A 19,797-nucleotide genomic window follows, 5' to 3' on the forward strand; every position below is an offset into this window, starting at 1 on the left:
CTACTCGGTGCCTTCGGAGCGGAAGATCGAGATCGAGATCGCGCGCCCTTGTGAGAAATTATAGCCGTCGATGCGCGCGCCGACCTTGTAGCGCAGCCCGATCGCCTCGGCGCGCAGCGCGAAGCCACGCTCCGAGCGCTGCTCGATCAGCGCGAAGCGGCAGCTGCCCTGCCGCAGGAAATCCGCCGCGCCCGAGCCGTCGGTGAGCAGCGTCTGGGTGCCGGTCAGGAACACGAGGCTGGGCTCGTGATAGCCGGCCGCAGCCGCCTTTGGACCGACGCAGGTGACGTTGCGAAGCGCGCGCGCGATCTCGATGCTCGGAAACAGCGGCGTCAGTGACGGCAGCACGATGCCGTAGACCGTGACCGCCAGCATCAGGGCAGCGACCAGCGCGTTGAGCACCGAGCGCTCGGCGCGGTTGTTGTCGTGGAGCCACCAGGCGAACAGGCCGAAGATCAGCGAGGCCGCGATGAACGGCCAGGCGACGAAAGCCGGCTGCCGCGTCAACATGACAGCGCCGACCACCGCGATGATCGAGCCGGCGGCGGGAATCGCGAACCACCAGGCCGAGCCGCGCATCAGCCAGGAGCGCGACAGCACGCGCCGTTCCAGCGCGCCGACGGTGAGGATCGCGATCGCCGGGTACAGCGGCAGCACGTAATGCGGCAACTTGGTCAGCACCGCCTCGAACACGATCCAGGACGGGACCAACCAGGCCAGCAGGAACTGTGCGCCGGGCTCGCGCCGCGCCCGCCACACCGCGGGCGCCGCCATTGCCGCCAGCGGCGCGCCCGGCCAGAAGGTGATCCAGAACAGCGCGAGATACAGCCCCGGCGGCGCGCCATGGGATTCCTGGGCGCCCAGCTTGCTCAGCATGTCGCCGCCGACGGAGTCGGCAAAGAAGGCATCGCCCGCGCGCCAGAAAATCGCGACGAACCAGGGCAGCACCAGCACCAGCATCCACATCAGGCCCCAGAGCGGGCGCAGCTTCCACAGCCAGGAGGCATCGCGGTCCTGGATCGCGAGCGCGACGATCGTCAGTCCTGCGAACATCAGGATCAGCGGGCCCTTGATCAGGATGCCCACGGCGAGCGCCGTCCAGAAGATCGCGGGCCAGCTCCAGGGCGGATGCGTCTCGTCCTCGGCACGCTGCCACGACAGGTAAGCCCGCGCCATCGCGCCCATCGCGGCGACGACGCAGAACAGCAGCATCGCGTCGGTCTTGGCGAGCCGTGCCTCGACGCCGAGCAGCACGGAAGCACTCATCAGCAGCGCGGCAAGCACGGCGGCGCGCCGCGTGACGAAGCCGAGCGCGGCCCAATAGGTCATAAGCACGGCGCCGACCGCGCCGATCAGCGACGGAATCCGGTAGACCCAGATCCGCAATTCGGCCTTCGGCAGCTTCAGCGCCGAGGCGATTTCAACCGCAGCCGATTGCAGCCAGTAGATGCCAACCGGCTTTTTGTAGCGGACGTCTTCCTGGAAACGGATGTCGACATAGTCGCCGCTCTCGACCATCTGCTTGGTGGCCTGGGCAAAGCGCGCCTCGTCGCGGTCAACCGGCGGAATGGTGAAGAAGCCGGGCAGGAACAGCAGCAGCGCGCACACCAGCAGGAAGCCGACCGCGCGGGCGTGGCTCGCCGTGACGAAGTCGAGCATCGACACGAGCCGGCTGCCCGGATTCACGGGCGATTTCGGCTCGCGCGGTGCGCCAAAACGGGGGCTGGGATAGGTCTCGGCCATTGGTTCCGCTTACGCTGAAACCGTCATTCCGACAACCGCTTGAGGCCGGGTCATTGAATTCGAATGACGACTGTGTCCGCGGCGCCAGTGGCATCGATCACGGTCAGCCGGGCAAAGCCTGGACCGGGCGGATCGATCAGGCGCTGGCGCCGACCATCGATCTCGCCAAGCGCCGTGCCATTAACCATGACGGTCATGGGCAGGACGCCGCCTGCGACCTTCACCGGCATCGCCGCGCTCTCAGTGCCGCCGGAACGATCGACGTCGATCCGCGAACCGTTCAGCGGGAACTGGATGTGCAGCGCCTGCTCGCTGCCGGTCCGAACCAGTTCCCCTACGGCGCGAAAACGCTTCAGCGGCAAAGGTAACTTCGCGTTGCTGGCGACCAGGGTTCCCTTGGGCGACTTCGGCAGCGGGACCAGCGTCTTGCCGGTCCGGGCGAAGGCATCGAACAGGATGGGCGCGGCCGCCACGCGCCCGATCAGGCCGGGAACCGGCGCGCCGTCGGGCCGGCCGACCCAGACGCCGATGGTCATGCGGCCGTCGAACCCGACCGACCAGGCGTCGCGATAGCCGTAGGAGGTGCCGGTCTTGAAGGCGATGCGGTTGTGCGCGGCGTTTTCCGGCGGCGGGGTGCCCAAGAGCACGTTGCCGACCTGCCAGGCCGCGACCGGATCGAGCAGCCGCAGCGGTTCGCGGTCGTCCTTGGCGGCCATCACCTCGCGCAGCGGCTTGGTGGTGCCGAGCCGGGCGAAGCCGGCATAGAGCTGGGCGAGGTCCTGCAGCGTCACGCCGACGCCGCCGAGGCCCATGGCAAGACCGGGCGCCTCGTCCTTGGGAAGCACCAGATTGCCGCCGGCCTGCCGCAGCCGTGACGACAGCCGGCTCGCGCCGACGCGGTCGAGCAGCACGATGGCCGGCACGTTCAGCGACAGTTGCAGCGCCTTCTTCACCGGCACCGTGCCCTGGAACGTCATGTCGAAGTTCTCCGGCGCGTAGGAGCCGAAGCGGACCGGCCGGTCGTCGATCAGACTGTCGGGATGCACGAAGCCGTCCTCGAAGGCGAGCCCATAGATGAACGGCTTCAGCGTCGAGCCCGGCGAGCGGATGGCGCGGGTCATGTCGACCTGCCCTGCCCGGCTCTCGTCGAAATAATCGGCAGAGCCGACCCGCGCGAGCACGTCGCCGCTGTCATTGTCGACCACGATGATGCCGACCGAGATGTTCGGTCCCAGCGCAATGGCGCGGTCCCGCGCCAGCGGCTCCAACACCTTCTGCAAGGTCGCATCGAGCGTCAGCTTGATGACGGGCGTATCCTTGACCGTCGCGAGCGCCGCGTCGGAGGCGTGCGGGGCCAGGATCGGCATCGGCTTGCGCAGCTTCGGCACGGCGACCGCCTTGGCCTGCGTCGCGTCGTCGGCGCTGACCACATGCTCCTCGACCATGCGGTCGAGCACGCGGTCGCGCGCCTTGCGCGCGGCCTCGGGATAGCGGTCGAGCCGGCGCGTTTCCGGCGATTGGGGCAGCGCCACCAACAGCGCGGCCTCGGCCAGCGAGAGCCGCCTCGGCTCCTTGCCGAGATAGGCAATGGACGCCGCGCGGATGCCTTCGAGATTGCCGCCGTAAGGTGCCAGCGCGAGATAGAGGTCGAGGATCTCGGCCTTGCTCATGCTGCGCTCGATCTCGATTCCCCGCACGATCTGCCGCAGCTTTGCATAGAGCGAGCGCTGCCGCCGCGGCTCCATCAGGCGCGCGAGCTGCATGCTGATCGTCGAGCCGCCCGAGACGATGTGGCCGCGCGTCCCAAACTGCAACGCGGCGCGCCCCAGCGCGAAGGGGTCGAGGCCGTTATGCGCGTAGAAGCGCTGGTCTTCATAGGCGAGCAGCAGTTTCAGATAGGTCGGATCGACATTGGCCTTGGCGTCGACCGGCAGCCGCCAGCGACCATCGGCCATCGCATAGGCGCGCAGCAGCTTGCCGTTGCGGTCGACGATGGTGGTGGAGACCTGACGCGCTTCGTCGAGCGGGAGAGGTCCGAGGGAGTAGACCCAGCCGACGAAGCCGGCGATGGCGAGGATAACGCTGAGCGCGAACGCAGAAAGGATACGAAGGCCCCTGCTCCTTGCTCCGTCATGGCCGGGCTTGTCCCGGCCATCCACGTTCTCGCCCATAGCGCCACTGTCCGTGGATGCCCGGGACAAGCCAGGGCATGACGACTGAGTTTGGGGCGCTGCCTCGCTCATTGCATCGCTCACTTCGCCGTCCGCACCTCGACGGAGCCCGTGCCTGTCCGGCCATAGCGCGAGGGGTTGTACATGTCCTCGACATAGGCCTGCGGCAGCACGTATTTGCCGGGCGAGACCGCGCGCACGACATAGGCGACGGTGAAGACCGCCTTGGAATCCGAGGCCCGGTCGACGGCCGCGGTGAAGCGGTCGTCGCGGAACTCGGTGTTTTCGGGCTCCTCGCCGTCCTCGATCCAGTCCAGCGTGCCGCTGTCGCCGGACGAGACCAGCTTCGGATTGTCGATCTCCAGACCCGCGGGCAGATAGTCGGACACCATGATATGGCCATACTCGGGCTTGGCCTCGGTGATCTTCAGCACCACCGCGAAGCGCTGGTTCTGCTTGACCTTGCTGATGTCGGCGGGCTTGCCGTCGAGCGTGAAATAGCTGCGCTCGATCTTGAAGCCGTTGGACGCTGCCGGCTCCGGCGTCACCGGCGAGCCTGACACCGAGATCACCGCCTGCACCGGCGCATCGCCGGTGTTGGTGATCTTCAGCGGCTTGCCTTCCAAGGTCGCGGCCTTGTAGCTGCGATAGAGCGCGGTCTTGACGCTTTGGCCGTCAACCTCGATCGAGAGGTTCTCCTTGGCCAGCGCCCGCGCCGCCAGCACCAGCCACGCATTCTCCTGCGTGGAGGTGTAGGGCGTGAGCCCGCGCGCGGTCTCGACGCGGGATACGGCCTGCGTCAGCGTCGCCTTCGGCGCGTTGCCCTCGCTCGCAAGCGAGACCAGCGCGGCGGCATCGCGCAGCTGCGAGCCGTAATCGGTGCGGCCGAACTCCAGCACCGGCTTCGGCGCAAGGCTGTCGAGGGCCGCGCCATACACCCGCTCGGCGCGATTGCGGTCGCCGACCAGCGCCAGCGCGGCAGCAAGCTGCGACTTCGCGATCGGCGTTGCGAGGTTGGCGAGCTTGGTGTCGGCGAGATAGCGGAGATCGCCGATCGGAGCTGCGCCATTGCGCGCAAGCACGTAGAGGCCATAGGCGAGATCCCGCCCGCCGTCCTTCTCCGGCTCATTGCCGTTGACGACGGAATTGCGAATGCGGTCGAGCGCGTTCTTGAACAGCACGTCCGGCACCACAAAACCCTTTTCACGGGCGCGGGTCAGGAAGTCCGTGACGTAGGCATCGAGCCAAGCATCGTCGCCGCCGGCCGACCACAGGCCGAACGAGCCGTTCGAGCCCTGGCGTGCCAGCAGCCGTTCGATCGCGTCGCGGATGCGCTGGTCGACCTCGGTATCCATGGCCAGATGCGCGCCGGCAGCCAAGTCGTTGACATAAAGCAGCGGCATGGCGCGGCTCGTGATCTGCTCCGAGCACCCATAGGGATAGCGGTCCAGCGCCTTCAGGATCGTCGCTGCGTCGAGCGCGGTCGACAGGCTGGCCGAGACCGAGACGCTGCCGGTGCCCGGCACGAGGTCGGCGAACATGTCCGAGCTCAGCGTCAGGCTCTCGCCCTTGGCCAGGGTGCGGATCGAGCGCCGCGCCAGCACTTGCGTCGCCGCCTTGACGTCGAGTGCATAGTGGCGCGCCAGCGCCAAGCCGTTCGGTCCCTTGATGTCGACGTCGAGCGTCGCCTGCCCTGCCGCGGTCGCGTCGATCGCCAGTGCGAACGAGTTGCGCTGCTTGGCGGCGAGCTTGACCGTGGTGGCGGGATTGCCGGTCATCTTCACCGGGCCGCCCGTCTTTACGTTGATGACGTAGTCGCCGGCCTGGCCCTCGACATTGTCGATCTCGAGGTTGACCGTGCCGTGGTCGCCATTGAGCAGGAAGCGCGGCAGGGTCGTGGTCAGCACGACGGGGTCGCGGATCACGACGTCCGTGTTGGCGCGGCCGAGCTTGGTCGCAGTCCACGCCACCGCCATCACGCGCGCGGTGCCGGCGAACTCCGGAATGTCGAAGCTCACTTCGGCGGTGCCGTCAGCAGCAACCGTGACGATGCCCGAATAGAGCGCCAGCGGCTTCTGCGCGGGCGGCGAGCCCTGCAGCTCGGCCGCGCCGGCGTCGCCGCCGGACTTGATCTGGCCGCGCGTGCCCGACATGCCGTCGATCAGTTGCCCGTAGAGATCGCGGATCTCCGCACTCAGGCGGCGCTGGCCTAGATAATAATCATCCGGCGCCGGCGGCTTGTAATTGGTGAGGTTGAGGATGCCGACGTCCACGGCAGCGATCACCACCTTGGCGTCTTCGCCCGGATTGAGCCCGTCAAGCTTGACCGGGATCTTCAGCGTGGAATTCGGGCGGATCAGCGCCGGCGGCGTCAGCTTCACTTGCAGCGTACGGGTCTGCTTGTCGATGCCGAACCATTTCAGGCCGATGGCGCGCCCGGGCATGCGCTGGGCGGCGGCGTCGAGCGGACGGCGCAGCGTCGCCACCACATAGGCGCCGGTGCCCCAGTCCTTGCCGACCGCAAGCTTGACCTGCGCGGTGCCTTCCTTGACGTCGATGGTCTGCGTCGTCAGCAGGCGATCGCCGAGCACGTTGACGGTGAGCTTGCCGGCGCTGCGGACATTGACCGACACGGTCATCGTATCGCCGGAGGCATATTGCGGCTTGTCGATCGAGGTCTCCAGCAGGTCCGGCGTGTCCGCGCTTCCGTCGGAGTACCAGCCAACGTCGAACTGCACTGACGTGACCGGGCCGTCGGCATCGCTCGACTTCACATCGAGCCGGTAGCGGCCGGGCTGCGGGCTGAGCGAAATCCGCGACGGCTTGTCGGCGGCGATGGTGACGTCACCATCCGAAACGCGCGAGGTCGACTTGACCGGCTCGTACTCCCAGTAATTGTTCTGGCGATACCACTGGTAGCGCGACTCCATCTTCAGGAGCTCGTAGCGCAGACCGTCGCGGCGCAGTCGCTCACCCTCGGGCGAGACGAACACGACGTCGAACTCTGCCTTGTCGCCCTCGGCGACGTTCTTGTCAGCGAACAGCGGCTTGATGCCGATCATGGCGGTCGCGGGAGCGACCGGCAGCACGAGCTTGCGCTCGACGGCGCGCCCGCCGGTCTCGACCATGCGGACGAAGATCTGCGCCTCCTGCGGGCGCGTCGAGGCCGGCTGCTTGTCCAGCGTCACCGGGAAGGTCGCGACGCCGTTGGCGTCCGCCTCGGGCAAATTCTCCAGCGGCGTGCGCTCGTTCGAGGTGGTCTCCTCGTCGGCGACACCGAACTGATAGCCGGCAAAGCCCGGACGTTCCGACGCGGGCGCGATCAGCATGTCGCCTTCGAGCTGGAGCCCCGAGGCCGGCGCGCCGTAGAGGAAATGGCCATCCGCCTTAAGCTCCACAGGAGCGTTAGCTTTGATCAGCTTGTCCTTGGCGGACAAGTCGAATTCGATCCGATCGGGGACGTAGTCCTCGACCATGAAGGTGGTTTCGCCGACCGACGATCCCTTCGGATCGGTGAAGGCGCGCACGCGCCATGTGCCGGTCGGGACGGCCGAGTTGAGCGGCAAGGCGAGCGAGCGGCCACCGGCGCCCTGGTCGGGCAGCACGGCGCGGCGGTATTCGACGCCGTCGGGGCGTTCGATCACCAGGGTCATCGGCCCTCCCGTGATGGCATTGCCCTGCCCGTCGCGCAGCAGCGCGGTGAGATAGACGGTCTCGCTGGAGCGGTAGACACCACGCTCGGCATAGACGAAGGCGTCGGCACCCGCGGGCACTGTACGGCCGGAGACGCCGCGATCCGACAGGTCGAATGCGCTGGTCTTCAGGCTCAGGAAGGCATAGTCGGCCTTCTCACCCGTGACGGTCAGCATGGCCGGCGACAGGCCGCCCTCGCCGCGCGCGAGGCCCGCCTCGAACAGCACATGGCCCGAGTCATCGGTCTTGCGCGTCGCCAAAATCTCGTTGTTGCGGGCAACCAGCCGAACCTCGGCCTTGCCAACCGGATCGGTCGAGGCCAGCGAGTTCACGAAGACATGGATACCGTCATTGCCGGAATAGGCTGAGACGCCGAGATCGGAGACGATGAACCATTGCGTGGCGAGCTGATAGTCGTCGTCCGAGCCCGGGCCCTTGGCCGCGGCCGTCATCACGTAGACGCCGGGCTGCAGCTCGCCGAGCGCCTGGTCGACCGGAAATGCGGTGGTGACGTCCTGGTTGAGCGTCATCGCGGTCGCCAGTTCGCCGCTCCAGACCTTGACGCCGCGCTCGCCGCCGAGGTCGCTGAGCTGGTATTTCGACAGCGTCTTCTGGAAATCGCTGTCGACCACCGTGTTGATCAGATTGCGGTCGCCGATCCGGAAGACGTTGACGCTGACCGCGGGCGTGTTGACGCTGACCACGGGGATGCCGCGCTGGCCGGTTTTCGGCAGCACATAGGCGCGGCTGGTGAAGCGCACGAAGGGCTTGCGGTCGCGCACATAGACGTTGAACTCGGCCGATTTCGGCAGGCCTTCCTTCACGGTGGACGGCAGGCCGGCGCGTAAGTTGATGTTGTAGCGCTCGCCATGTTTCAGCCCGTCGACGCAGAGCTGCTTGCCTTCGGCCGACAGCGCCGGCTTGTCCTGGCCCGCCAGCGCGAGGTACGGCGTGAAATCGGTGCGCTTGGCCAGCTCCTCGGAGAACTGGAAGCAGGCGCGCGGGCTCGCCGAATCCGAGTCCACGGTGTAGTCGAGCAGCCGGAAACCGTGCTCGTCGCGCATCTTTTCGTAGCTCCCACGGACGTCGGCGACCTCGCGCATGTCGAGCGACAGCCGCAGCGCATCCAGCGCCGGCCGCCACAGCTTGCGTTCGGCCAGCGACTTGCCGAGCACGGCGAGCGCGTCGGCCTCCTCGCCCGGATTGCCGGCGCGCTGGTAGGCGATGTAGGCGGCGGTCGAGGCGCGCTCCAGCAGGAACGTCTGCTCGCTCGAGCTCTTCGGCGAGATCTGGAAGATGACCTTGGCGAGCCGCAGCCAATTGCCGGCATCGTCGGGCGTGGTCGCGGCGATCTGGCCGAGCACCGACAGCCCAGTGCGGAAATCATTGCGCCGGAAGGCGGTATCCGCGTCGGTGCGCAGCGTCGCGCCGGTCTTGGCGACCGGCCCCGCCTCGCTCTTGATCTGCGCCTCGAGCTTGATTGCGGAATCGGCGAGGTCATCGCGCTTGAACGCCTTGTCCGCGGCGTGCGCGGCCACGAGGCCGAACGCCAGCGTGGCGCAGAATGTGACGGCGCGAACAAGACCGATCATGATGGACTCCCGGGATCGCGGACGAACGCCGCGTGAGCATGAAGTGCGCGGAAAGGTGACGGACTCAAGGCGATGGAACCAGATGTGCAAATCGTCGCATTCGCCATTGCAAAGCAAGCCCTGAGGTGACCGATCGAGATACCGGAGCGCACGCCGTCCGATGGCGCAGCCATACCTGCCCCGTCGACCGGCGGTCGTATCCCGGAAGCTGGCCAGCGTTCCCGGCGATGTGAAACATCGTCCAGTCCGCTGCCACTCGACCCGGCACCCTGACACCCCACCGTCCCGCTTTGTCGCGTCGGCAGGGAAAACGGTTCGGTTCAGGCTTGGCTGACTTGAGGATTTTTCATATTTGACGTGATAGAAGACCGGCAGGCGGTAGCCGAGGCCGGCTCCAGACGGTCCCGTAGCTCAACTGGATAGAGCATCAGATTTCTACTCTGAGGGTTGCAGGTTCGATTCCTGCCGGGATCGCCAGCCGTACAAACGAAATCATCAAGATAAATCAGTTCTTAGCACTGCCATCAGCGGCCGAGCCGACCGTTCTCATCGGAGAACAAGTGCGGACAAAAGGGGCCATTTGCGGCGAAGTGAGACGCATAATCCCCGGAGAAATCCCCGGAGCGGAAGCACATAAATCAAGCCCGGCGCGAGAGGCTCGTGCCCGGCTCGACCCAGCCTGCCAGAAGTCATCCTCCCGGCGATCGCGCGCGACGGATCAGCCAGACCTTGTCGAGCGCGATCAGCTCGTCTCCGTCGTGCCAGACCGTTTTGACCGCGTTGATCGGATCGAGGTTCTTGCCGGATCTCACCTCAGCCTCGGTCGAGCTATAATTCTTGTCGACCACCACGAAGTTGGGCTCCTTCACCGAGCGCGCCATGCTCGATTGTTCGTTGCGGTTGGCCAAGAGCAGCGCATCGTTGATATGCGGCACCTCGCAATGGTAGGCAACATAACCCTTTCCAAAACCGACCATGGGCACACGGTAGAGATACAGCAGCGTCGCATCGGACCCGGCAATGCCGGCGATAGCTTGGGCGTCGGCCGCTGCCTTGCTTGATGCCGACACCTTGGCGGCGAATAGATCGTCGATCGCCGGCGCGGCGCGCCAAGCCGACAGCAGCACGACACCGACAGCGATCGCCACAACAAGGCGACGCGCCCGACGGTCACCGGCGGCGTACCATGCGGCGACGAACAGCAACGGCACGGTGGCGGCTACGCCGACGACATAGGTTTCGCTGTATCGCGTCAACACGGCCGCGACGGACGCCAGCGCCGCCATTGCGGCTCCAACGGCGACTGCGCCGGCGAACGGAGATATTTGGCGCCGCAGCGTGGCAATCGCGACCGCCAGCAGAAGCGACGACGCCACGACCATCACCACCGGCAGCGCCGTGGCTCCGCTATCCCAACTGATCGTTATCGACTGCAGCACGTCCGCGAGGCTGGCGTTGGCCTCCGAGCCGGGGCCATGGGTGAAGATCGCCCAATGCAGCCGACGCAGCGCCGCAAAGTAAAACGGGCCGATCACCGTGAGCCCAACTGCATAGATCAGGCCGATGCTGACGATATGGAAAACCAAAAGGCCGCGCAGGAGCCGCAGCACAGACGCCACGCCGAGCGGCCTGACCCCGAACAGCGCGAGGTAGGCAAACGCAGCTAGCAGCGCGCCCCAGACGTAGAGAAAGCTGACCTTGAGCAGATAGGCAAAGGCCGTCGCGATCCCGCACAGGACATAGGGCCAAATACGAAGCGGGTCCTGTGCCAGCCGCACCAGCGCAAGAACAAACAGCGCGTTGACCGCAAGCGCAAAGGTCTCGGTCAGCGGATTGACCGAACGAAACACCGATTGCGGGGTCACTACGAAATAGAGCGCGAGCGCGACCAGCAGCACTCCGGCCGGCGCGAGCCGAGCCGCGCTGCGGCGCCAAGCCAGCACCAGCAAGCCGGTCATCAGGATCCCGCAGATCTTGAACGAGGCGAACAACAGCGGCGCGTTTTCGATCAGCCGATCGAAGAACGTCAGATCGGAGCCCAGCGCACCCCTGCCGAGCGCGGCAAACGCGGCAAGCCAGCTGAAGACATAGAAGGCGACCGCCGGATGATAGCCCATGGTCCCCGTCCGGTAGAACGCCAAATCATTGAGCCTGGCACCTGCGTTGCAGACCGCGGCGAGATATTCGAGCGAATAGTCGTCGCCGGCCCAAAGCGAGCTCGGATAGGCAAGCACGAGACTGGCGAGCGCGACCATCAGACTGGCGAGCAGCAACGGCCCGACCCATCGGAACCCCATAATTTCTCCTCCCGAGAGAATCAGGTTACCGACACAACTTCGGCGCACTTCAATCTTTACGCGAAACAAAACTTTTCCTCAACTGCAACGAAAGGTTAAGCTGGATTCTCACTGGGGCCGCAGCTCGACGAGCAGCCAGACAATCGCCTGCGGCGGGATGCCGAGCCCGCCATTCGCCTCCTTTGCGCCAGAGACCGCGGCCGCCTTCTCGATGATCCAGGCCAGCGCGCCGGCGCCGCCGAAGCCGGGGCTGCTGCCGATGATCTTGCCGGCCCAGCCCTTGACTTGGTCGGTGATGGCGATGGTCTGCACGCCCTGCTCGCGCAGATCCTGCGTCGTGGCGTTGGCGCGAACCTCCGACACCGGCCGCGGCTCGGCGCGCGCCAGCGTGGCGAGCAGATCGTCGTCGATGCCAGGCGATAGCGGCAGATCATGCTCATGCCGAAACGCCAGATTCTCGGCCTCGGTGCGCGCCTTCGGCATCAGCTGGCCGTCGACGCAGCCTGCCTCGTAATAGCCCAGCTCGCGCAGGCGGGTTTGCACCTGGACGGCGGGACCGGGCGCCGGCTCGCCGCGTTCGCCGGAGGCGCCGAGCAGAACGTTGGGGATCGCCGCGTCGACTTTGGTCGGCCCGGATCTGCGCCTTGGTCTGCGTGCCGAAGTCTTAGCCGATGCCGCCGGTCGGGCCGCTCTGCTCGCCGGGATATTCGAGCACGTGGCGATATTTCTTTTCGTAGATGGCTTGGTTCGTCACCTCCTCGGCGACGACAAGATCGAACGACGCGCGCGAAATGCCATGCAGGTCGAGCACGTGATGTCCCCCTCAATGACGATGTTTGTGTTTGGAAAAGCGGGATTGCGCGAGCCTCAGGCTTGACACTGCCTCTGGTTGTAATATCAACTTTCAGTTGATGATGACCGCCGTTGCACTTATTGGACTTACCGCGCTGCTATCGGCATTCGCGGCAGTCACGACGTGGAGTTTTTTTCACGCTCGGAATGGCGAGTGGCACACGTTCAGCGGCAACAGAATGCGCCGACGCAGGCCGGATGGGTCGTGGGAAATCCGCAATGCCGATCCAGAGGAGAACGACGACCACATTCAGAACTTCCCGATGTGATCAACACACCGCGTCGATCGCCGCCGTCCAAAGCGTCGCGCAGGCATCCGAACCCACGCCCGCAAAATGGGCATCTCGTCCGCGACCAGGAAGCATTGGAGGCTGCAGTTGCGGTCCGATGCACATGCATGCGTTTGGCGGCAATGATGCCGACTTGGTATCGCTCGGCGTCAAACTCCTCGAGTCTGTCGCCCGCGCGCACGCCTTCCTCGACGGCAACAAGCGCGTCGGCTTCTACACGGCGGCCGCATTTCCAGATATCAACGGGTGCGTATTTGCGCCTCCCGATGAGGAAAAGGTCAGCAGGTGGGTCGAACAACTCGCCACACATGAGATTGACGCGTTCCGGCTCACCGACCTTCTAAGACCTTACATCGTCACTCCTCCGTCCCAGGAAAAATCCCCGGAGCGTGGCCCAGAAGATGCCTATGCCTTTGTTCAGTAGCGGATAATTTGTCCGCGTCCGGCATGTTTCTACTCTGAGGGTGGCAGGTTCGATTCCCGCCGGGATTGCCGGTCGTACAAACGAAATCATCAAGAGAAATCAGTTCTTAGCACTGCCATCAGCGGCGAGCCGACCATTCTCATCGGAGAACGACTGCGGACAAAAGGGGCCATTTGCGGCCAAGTGAGACACAAAATCCCCGGAGCCTTTTCGCAGAGCGTCCCCCCCTGCAGTTCTGACGCACGGCGAGAGCGTCACGATAGGAACGCGCGCCATGGATTCTGCTTAACATCATGCCGGCTCGCCGCCTGAGCTGGCGGAGCGGCACCGGTCAAGTGCCCGTGTTATATCTTCGCCGGGGCCAACCGACAGCAAAACGCGCCGTGTTATTCCAGAGACGAACTACTTATCGGATGATCCGCTAGTCCGCACCCGGCGGATGATCAACCACGCATCCGCCAGCGGCACGATTTCGTCTCCGTCCCGCCATGTGGTGGCGACAAGATTGATCGGGTCGAGATTCTTCCCCGACCTGATCACCGCTTCCGGATAGTTATAGCCCTTGTCCGCGATGACATAATCGGGATCCCTAACCGTCCGAGCCATGCTGGACTGCTCCGGTCGATCGGCCTTAAGCAGAGCGGCCGTGATGCCGGGCACGCCGCAGTGCATCGACACATAACCCTTGCCATAGCCCGGCATTGAGACGCGGTAGAGAAAGAGCCCCTTGGCATCGGGCCGCATGCGCTGATGGATCGTTGCCATATCGGCCTCGGCCCGGAACGAAACCTCGGTCTTATCAAGGAACAACTCCCTGACGGCCGGCACGGATCGCCATGCCGAGCCGAGCGCTAAGCAAGCCGCAACAGCACCGACGGCCGAGCGCGCCGAACGACTGCCCGCCAGGAGCCAAGCGCTGATGCAGAGCAGCGGAATCGTTGCGGCGACCGCAAGGACGTAGGTGTCGCCGAAGCGCGTCAGCACCGCCGCGACCGATCCCAGCGCGGCGATCGACGCTCCGACAGCGATCGTGGCGGTCGCGGGCGGTATACGGCCGGTCTTTGTCCCGACGATCACCGCAAGCAACTGTGCCGGCGCAACCAGAAGCACGATCGGGATTGCGGTCGCACCGCTACGCCAGCTCACAGCAATAGACCCGAAAACATCAGCGAGGCTGCCGTTGGCTTCGGATCCGGCCCCATGGGTCAGGATGGCCCAGTGTAGCCTCAGCAGCGCCGAAAAATATTCCTGGCCAATGAAGAGGAAGCCGACGGCGCAGATCACTGTGATGCCGACCGCGTGCGACAAAACGAAACGCGCCCAAAGCGCCGATTGCCGATAGGCGCCGAACAAGGCGACGTAGAAGAACGCGACGAGTAAGGCGCAGTAAACGAAGAGGAAGCTCACCTTGAGCAGATAGGCGAAGGCGCAAGCGAGACCGGCGAAGACATGAGGCCACCAGCCAAGCGGCGCCACGGCGAAGCGCACGAGGGCGAACGTGAACAGCGCGGTGACGGCAAGCGCAAAGGTCTCGGTCAGCGGATAGACGGCCCGGAACATCGCCTGCGGCGTCACGGCGAAATACAGTGCAAGGGCGAGCAGCACGATCGCGGTCGGCGCCAGGCGAACGAGCGGTCGCCAACAGACCAGCACGAGTAGCCCGGTTGTCACGATCCCGCAGGCCTTGAGCGAAGCAAACAACACCGGCGCATTGCCAATCAGGCGGTCAAAGAACGGCAGATCGGCCCCGATCGCGCCGCTGCCGATCGCGGCAAAAGCCGCCAGCCAGCTAAAAACGTAGAACGGAACGGCCGGGTGATAGGCCATCGTTGTGCTCGGATACATCACGAAGTCATTGAGCCGCGCGCCGGCATTGCAGGCGGCAGCTAGATACTGGAGCGAATAATCGTCGCCGGCCCAGAGCATCGAAGGATAGGCCATTGCGAGCCCCGCCAGCGCGGCGAGCAGCGCCACCAACAGAGCCGGCCCGATCAATCCATGAACCCGGAACTCCATATATCCCCCGCGTGACGGCAGCAGCTGCGTGCCGTTAAGAGCGGCACGACAATCACTACGCACAGTTGCACCCGCCCGGCAACCCCAACCAAGGCGCGAGACGCAGTGCTTTGCACGGAATAAGGAAAAGCCCGGCGCGCCAGGACTGGATCAAAGTGAAGAACCGGACGCACCCGGCGATGATGAGAGTGATGGATCAGATTGGCTAGGGACGTCAAAACCTTCACCAGTTTCGAATTCCTCAGCTCTCTGCCGTATGCGATCACAGCCCTCGTGGTCGCAAATACCCTTTGGTTTGAAGACTCGAAGATCTGCAACGAACAGGCTAGCACGGCTCAGATCGCATCGATCTGCGCAATGGTTGCCGTGCCCATACCCTTGACCTGCGGACAGACGATCGAGCCCATGGGGTCGGCGAGCGAACCTGCTTGAATAGCCCGAGACAGAACAGGCAGAAGGATCACATGACTCGGCACGACAGCAGCAAAGGTGTGGCCCCTCGTGGCCGAGCGCTGTTTCAAGGATGGCTGAGATCGAATGAGAAAGCTCGCGCCGCCGGCATGGCACTGCGGGCTGAGACGCGGCGGTCATTCCAGTCTCATCACCGGGGCGGCTTTCTCTCTCCTGGCGCGCCCTTGGCCAGCAGGCGTCAGCACGATGTACCCCCGTTCATCATCAACGCACTACACGCAGGCAACTTGCCAATCCGCCGTCCTTCACGAACGCGTGGGTGCCTTCGCCCCGGACTTTGATCCCGGCATATGAGCCCTATCTATGCGCCGGGCGACGCGCGCCCGATAAGGAATACGATGCGAACCGAGTGGACGAGAATGGCGATCGCATCTGCGGTGGCCGCGATCGCGATGTGTTTTTTGGCAATCGACGCAGGGGTCGTTAACTCCAGTGCGATCACGAAGCGCATCGAGATGGCGCAGGCGTCCATCGCGAACATGGCTGCGAGTCAGCATCAACTCGCCTTCGCCGTTCAGGCGTGGGCGCGGGGAAGCCACCAGAAGCAACCTGTACAGCAAACACTGGCGATCGATTGATCTGGACAGCCGGTCGGCCATTCGATCGTTCACGATCCGACTCCGCTTCGTTCCCAAAGCACGAATCACGACCGCAAAAACCGGCGCCGCACATCTCTTAACGCTGCGTTTCGCTCGCGCGGATTGATCGCGCAGCGGCGCATCCTGCCGGCTGACGAGCGATCAGTCCGTCCGCTCGCCGCGCCGATCGCGGGCGAGCTGGTGCCAGGCCAGGGCCAGCTGGATCAGTCGCTGCCGGTCGGCGCCTTCGGAGGCCGCGGCCTGCTTCATTGCGGCCTCGGCTTCGTGCTGCGGGTCGTACTTCGTACACATGAAGTCGACATTAGCCGACCGATTTCGACAGGCGCATGGCAATTTCCTCCGTATGAATGCGGGGTGGTTTTCGCGCCATTCGAGCAAGCCGATCGCGGGCCCGTTTCGGTTAATACGGATGGCCTGAAGACAGAGGCCGGCGCGACCATGTCCAGACATTTCCGGCAGCGCGCCATCGGAATGGGTTTCATGCAGACGCATCTGTGAATTGCATCACAGCCTGGCCCCGGGGCCTCGGCTAAAACCGCGTCAACCGCTCGCATCGGCGCGAGAGGGCATGGGTGGTCCGTCATGACACGAGAAGCAGCGGCCGAGGTTCCCGTCCCGACCCAGCGCGTCAGATCCGACCTGGTGGGGGCCGCGTTTCTCGCGGCAATCGCCATCGTGATGCTGGCCTGGATCGCAGGCCTGGTCTGGGCAACGATGACGTTCTTCAACTGGCTGGTAGCCTGACGCCCGAACCGATCAATCGATCGGCGGCTCCCACCAAAAAAGAAGCGGGCCTTACGCCCGCTCCTTCACGTCGGATCCTTGACTGCAACTCAATAGCACGCGCGGGGATCGGCCTGCACATACTGGCCGCTGGGATAGCGGTAATAGCAATTGCCCTCGGCCAGATAGTAGCCGGGGCGCGAAGCGGCCGTCGCGCCGGCGATTGCACCGGTCGCACCGCCGATCACCGCACCTGCGGCCGCCCCCGAGGCATTGCCCGAGATCAGGCCGCCGAGCACACCACCGACGATGGCACCGCCAAGTGCGCTCACGCCGGGATCAGCCGGCGGCGGAGGAGGCGGCGGTTCGTAGGCGACCGGCGGGGCGTAGGCCACCGGCACGTCGTCGTAATAGTCTTCCGAGATGTAGGCGGGCGGACCGGCCATCCGCTGCGGATAATAATACCAGACGCCGCCAACGTCCCACCACCAGCCGGAGCGGCCGTTGCGGACAGCCTGGCGCCAGCGCCCGCCATCCCAGGCGCGGTTGCCGCGATAGGCATGGCCACCCCAATCGCGCTCGGGGGCTGGCCCGCGGGCATAGTTGCGTCCCGGCGGCGGGCCGCCGGCATTCTGCGGGCGGGGACCAGGACCAGCGGGGCCCGCACCCGCATAACCGGGACGAGGGCCGCCAGCCTGTGGCGGGCGACCAGGCTGTCCTTGAGACTGAACCTGCGGCTGTCCCTGAGGCCGGGCCGCCTGCTGCGGCGGCGGCCCCTTGCGCATGTTCTGCTGATTGTTCGGGGGCGGCGGACCTGCGCCGGGTCCCGCCTGGGGCCTGGGCGGCAAGGACTCCTGTGCCTGCGCCGGGACGGCGAGCAACGCCATGGCCGAAACCAAGGGAATGATGATCTTCATGCGGCTGGACGCGCTCATGCGTGCTGGACCCCCTACTCTTTCGATTGCCGTGGTCCCATGCGCGATAGACGATTCGCTTCGCGCCGGGCTGATGCCGGCCGACATAACTGATCTGCTTTGGTCGGCTAAGTCCCGTTACAAATGATTAAGATCACGGCATTTTTTCGTCCGCACGGGTCGCGCGACGGAGTGCCCCTAGCGGGCCGGCTCGATGACGTTGCAGTTGCTCCGCCCCGACATCAGGCAGTCCTGCATCCTGCTGGCGGCGGTGAGATCTCGGGCAAGCCACCAGCCGACGCCGAGGATCACGATGGCGATGACCAATCCGGCCACGGCACCGCGGCGGTTGTCACCGGATGGTGGCTTCGGCTGCGATTTTTGCAGTTCGCCCGGCTCGGGCTTGGATTTGGGCCCAGTCTTGGGCTCAGTCTTGGACATGGCTGACCGATCGCAGGGGTGAGCGGGCTTTATCACCTCTGCGGCCTGGCGTCACATCCTGACCGATGCCCGGGCGTTACCCCCGGGTCTGCCGGATCGCGTCCTTGCGCGAGGTTTCGACAGCCGGAATCGCCTCCCGGACCCGCGGTGCGCAGCTCGTCAGCACAAACGCGGTCTGGGTGCATTCCCAATCCGCCCCCAGGACGGCACTTTCGAACGGCTGCGGACGGGCGAGCAGCAGCGCGGCGCCGGCCACGGCCGCCACCGCGACGGCTATTGCAAACGCCTTCAGGCTCCGTCTTGGGAGGGTCATGCCCTTGCTCCGTCTCGTATCGGGCGGACGCTAGGCGCCGCGCCGTGGGCCCCTTATGAGGCACATCACAATTCGGCAGTTTTTCGGGGCTACGAGAGATCGTCGGGGGTGGCGATTTTTCGTCTACCTGATCGGCTGCGATTATAGGTGGCTTCGTGACGCGCGCCGATGTACACGCTTCTTCGTCGCGCGGCGCCCGCTATGCCCAGCCGACGTACCAACCGGCAGTGATGTAGGACTGAAAGCGAGGATGACAAGGTTCGTTCGATGAGTGGATTCAGGGAACCAGGTTTTTCCGACCGGCAAAAGGCCGCGCAGGAAGCACGCAAAAATCTTTTGAACAAATTCAAGTCGCAGCCCGGGCCGGATGACCCCGCGGTATTGGCGAAGCGTGCCGAACGCGAGGCCCTCGCAGCCAAGCGCGCCGAGGCAAAGGCTGCGCGCGAGGCGGAAAAGGCCGAGCAGAAGCGCCTCGAAGAAGAGGCCAAGGCCGCCGAAGCTGCGCGCATCGCGCGCGAGGCCGAAGAAGCGATCGCGAAGGCGGCCGAGGCCGAGGCCGAGCAAAAGGCCAGGCGCGACGCTCGCTACGCCGCCCGCAAGGCCAAGCGCAAGTAACGTTCAAAAGTCACGTTCAATTGAACTTGAATTAATAGCTTCACTCCGGGGGCGGTCCACGTGACCGCCCCCGGAGTTTCGAGAGCGCGCGTCTGCCTGTCGCAAGCGCGCCAGACGATGGCGGACGATCAGTTTTTCTTCATCCCGTCATCCTTCTTCATCCCGTCCTTCGACATGTGGTCCTTCTTCATGCCGTCGTCCTTGGACATGGTGTCTTTCTTCATGCTGTCCTTGGACATCGTGTCCTTCTTCATCATGCCGTCGTCCTTGCCCATCTTGTCCTGGGCAAAGGCGGCTGGCGACAGCGCCAGGCCAAGCGAGAGAGCGACAGCCGAGACGCCGAGCACGATGCGGGTACGAATGGTCATGAGAGTCTTCCCTTCGAGATGATGTTTGCCAGCGACGGACGCCGCTATCTCATCGACGAAGGGCGGGGCCTCCTTGTTACGTCGTCGCTGAGAAATTCTTTGGGACAACCCCCGTCCGCGTGTTCGCCGCAATCTCATGCGCAGTGGCTGCGCCGGTCGTTCAACCGCCGAGGGCAACAGGTGTGCAGCGCAGCAAGGCCGGCCCTTGCCGCGGCATTCCATCTCGAACTATCAGATGAGAGAACATCGGGTGGAGAACCGGCTAGGATGGGCCT

The 19,797-nt window shown here is 65.0% G+C and carries 16 protein-coding genes and 1 tRNA gene; 6 read left to right on the forward strand and 11 right to left on the reverse strand.

The genetic code is table 11. The annotated features are described in order from the left end of the window. The 3 genes from FNV92_RS19005 to FNV92_RS19015 all read right to left on the reverse strand — a co-directional run bounded on the left by FNV92_RS19005 (window position 1) and on the right by FNV92_RS19015 (window position 9,199). Entirely contained in the window at window positions 1-1,743 is a 1,743-nt protein-coding gene (locus FNV92_RS19005; RefSeq protein WP_143845096.1) for an ArnT family glycosyltransferase, read from the reverse strand. Between the two features lie 50 nt (window positions 1,744-1,793). After that, window positions 1,794-3,914, reverse strand: a complete 2,121-nt coding sequence (gene pbpC, locus FNV92_RS19010; protein ID WP_244623671.1) for a penicillin-binding protein 1C — start codon at window positions 3,912-3,914, stop codon at window positions 1,794-1,796. An 80-nt stretch (window positions 3,915-3,994) separates the two neighbouring features. Beyond that, window positions 3,995-9,199, reverse strand: coding sequence for an alpha-2-macroglobulin family protein (locus tag FNV92_RS19015; protein WP_143845094.1), 5,205 nt, complete (start codon window positions 9,197-9,199; stop codon window positions 3,995-3,997). A gap of 400 nt (window positions 9,200-9,599) precedes the next feature. On the opposite strand from FNV92_RS19015, the gene FNV92_RS19020 reads away from it, so the two are divergent. Beyond that, window positions 9,600-9,676, forward strand: a tRNA-Arg gene (locus FNV92_RS19020). 212 nt (window positions 9,677-9,888) lie between these two features. Here the strand turns inward: FNV92_RS19020 and FNV92_RS19025 are convergent. From FNV92_RS19025 to FNV92_RS19035, 3 genes are all read right to left on the reverse strand, one after another. Next, window positions 9,889-11,496, reverse strand: a complete 1,608-nt coding sequence (locus tag FNV92_RS19025; RefSeq protein ID WP_143845092.1) for a peptide ABC transporter substrate-binding protein — start codon at window positions 11,494-11,496, stop codon at window positions 9,889-9,891. A 108-nt stretch (window positions 11,497-11,604) separates the two neighbouring features. Beyond that, on the reverse strand, window positions 11,605-12,039 hold the full coding sequence (locus FNV92_RS19030; protein WP_244623670.1) for a hypothetical protein: 435 nt from the start codon (window positions 12,037-12,039) through the stop codon (window positions 11,605-11,607). Between the two features lie 121 nt (window positions 12,040-12,160). Beyond that, window positions 12,161-12,307 carry a lysozyme family protein gene (locus FNV92_RS19035; protein WP_244623669.1) on the reverse strand — a complete coding sequence of 49 codons (147 nt, stop codon included), beginning with the start codon at window positions 12,305-12,307 and terminating at the stop codon, window positions 12,161-12,163. A 428-nt stretch (window positions 12,308-12,735) separates the two neighbouring features. On the opposite strand from FNV92_RS19035, the gene FNV92_RS19040 reads away from it, so the two are divergent. Beyond that, complete coding sequence (locus tag FNV92_RS19040) at window positions 12,736-13,062, forward strand: Fic family protein (protein ID WP_143845091.1); 327 nt, start codon at window positions 12,736-12,738, stop codon at window positions 13,060-13,062. 402 nt (window positions 13,063-13,464) lie between these two features. Here the strand turns inward: FNV92_RS19040 and FNV92_RS19045 are convergent, their stop codons facing one another. After that, window positions 13,465-15,078, reverse strand: a complete 1,614-nt coding sequence (locus tag FNV92_RS19045; RefSeq protein WP_143845089.1) for a peptide ABC transporter substrate-binding protein — start codon at window positions 15,076-15,078, stop codon at window positions 13,465-13,467. An 830-nt stretch (window positions 15,079-15,908) separates the two neighbouring features. On the opposite strand from FNV92_RS19045, the gene FNV92_RS19050 reads away from it, so the two are divergent. From FNV92_RS19050 to FNV92_RS19060, 3 genes are all read left to right on the forward strand, one after another. Next, window positions 15,909-16,127 carry a hypothetical protein gene (locus FNV92_RS19050; protein ID WP_244623668.1) on the forward strand — a complete coding sequence of 73 codons (219 nt, stop codon included), beginning with the start codon at window positions 15,909-15,911 and terminating at the stop codon, window positions 16,125-16,127. A gap of 123 nt (window positions 16,128-16,250) precedes the next feature. After that, window positions 16,251-16,646, forward strand: a complete 396-nt coding sequence (locus FNV92_RS19055) for a hypothetical protein (protein WP_168213226.1) — start codon at window positions 16,251-16,253, stop codon at window positions 16,644-16,646. Window positions 16,647-16,730: 84 nt separating this feature from the next. Then, window positions 16,731-16,892: a hypothetical protein gene (locus FNV92_RS19060; RefSeq protein WP_168213645.1), complete on the forward strand. Its 162-nt coding sequence runs from the start codon at window positions 16,731-16,733 to the stop codon at window positions 16,890-16,892. Between the two features lie 89 nt (window positions 16,893-16,981). Here FNV92_RS19060 and FNV92_RS19065 read toward each other — a convergent pair whose 3' ends face one another. From FNV92_RS19065 to FNV92_RS19075, 3 genes are all read right to left on the reverse strand, one after another. Next, entirely contained in the window at window positions 16,982-17,806 is an 825-nt protein-coding gene (locus tag FNV92_RS19065) for a hypothetical protein (protein ID WP_168213644.1), read from the reverse strand. A gap of 177 nt (window positions 17,807-17,983) precedes the next feature. Further along, a complete protein-coding gene (locus tag FNV92_RS19070) occupies window positions 17,984-18,226 on the reverse strand; it encodes a hypothetical protein (protein WP_168213643.1) in 243 nt (80 codons plus the stop codon). A gap of 76 nt (window positions 18,227-18,302) precedes the next feature. After that, the gene (locus FNV92_RS19075; RefSeq protein ID WP_143845082.1) at window positions 18,303-18,539 is read right to left on the reverse strand and encodes a hypothetical protein; all 237 of its coding nucleotides are present in this window, start codon (window positions 18,537-18,539) and stop codon (window positions 18,303-18,305) included. A 267-nt stretch (window positions 18,540-18,806) separates the two neighbouring features. On the opposite strand from FNV92_RS19075, the gene FNV92_RS19080 reads away from it, so the two are divergent. Further along, entirely contained in the window at window positions 18,807-19,154 is a 348-nt protein-coding gene (locus FNV92_RS19080) for a DUF6481 family protein (protein ID WP_015686244.1), read from the forward strand. Between the two features lie 128 nt (window positions 19,155-19,282). On the opposite strand, the gene FNV92_RS19085 is transcribed toward FNV92_RS19080, so the two are convergent. Beyond that, complete coding sequence (locus FNV92_RS19085) at window positions 19,283-19,522, reverse strand: pentapeptide MXKDX repeat protein (protein ID WP_143845081.1); 240 nt, start codon at window positions 19,520-19,522, stop codon at window positions 19,283-19,285. Window positions 19,523-19,797 lie beyond the last annotated feature (275 nt).

The organism is Bradyrhizobium cosmicum (assembly GCF_007290395.2).
Lineage (GTDB): Bacteria > Pseudomonadota > Alphaproteobacteria > Rhizobiales > Xanthobacteraceae > Bradyrhizobium > Bradyrhizobium cosmicum.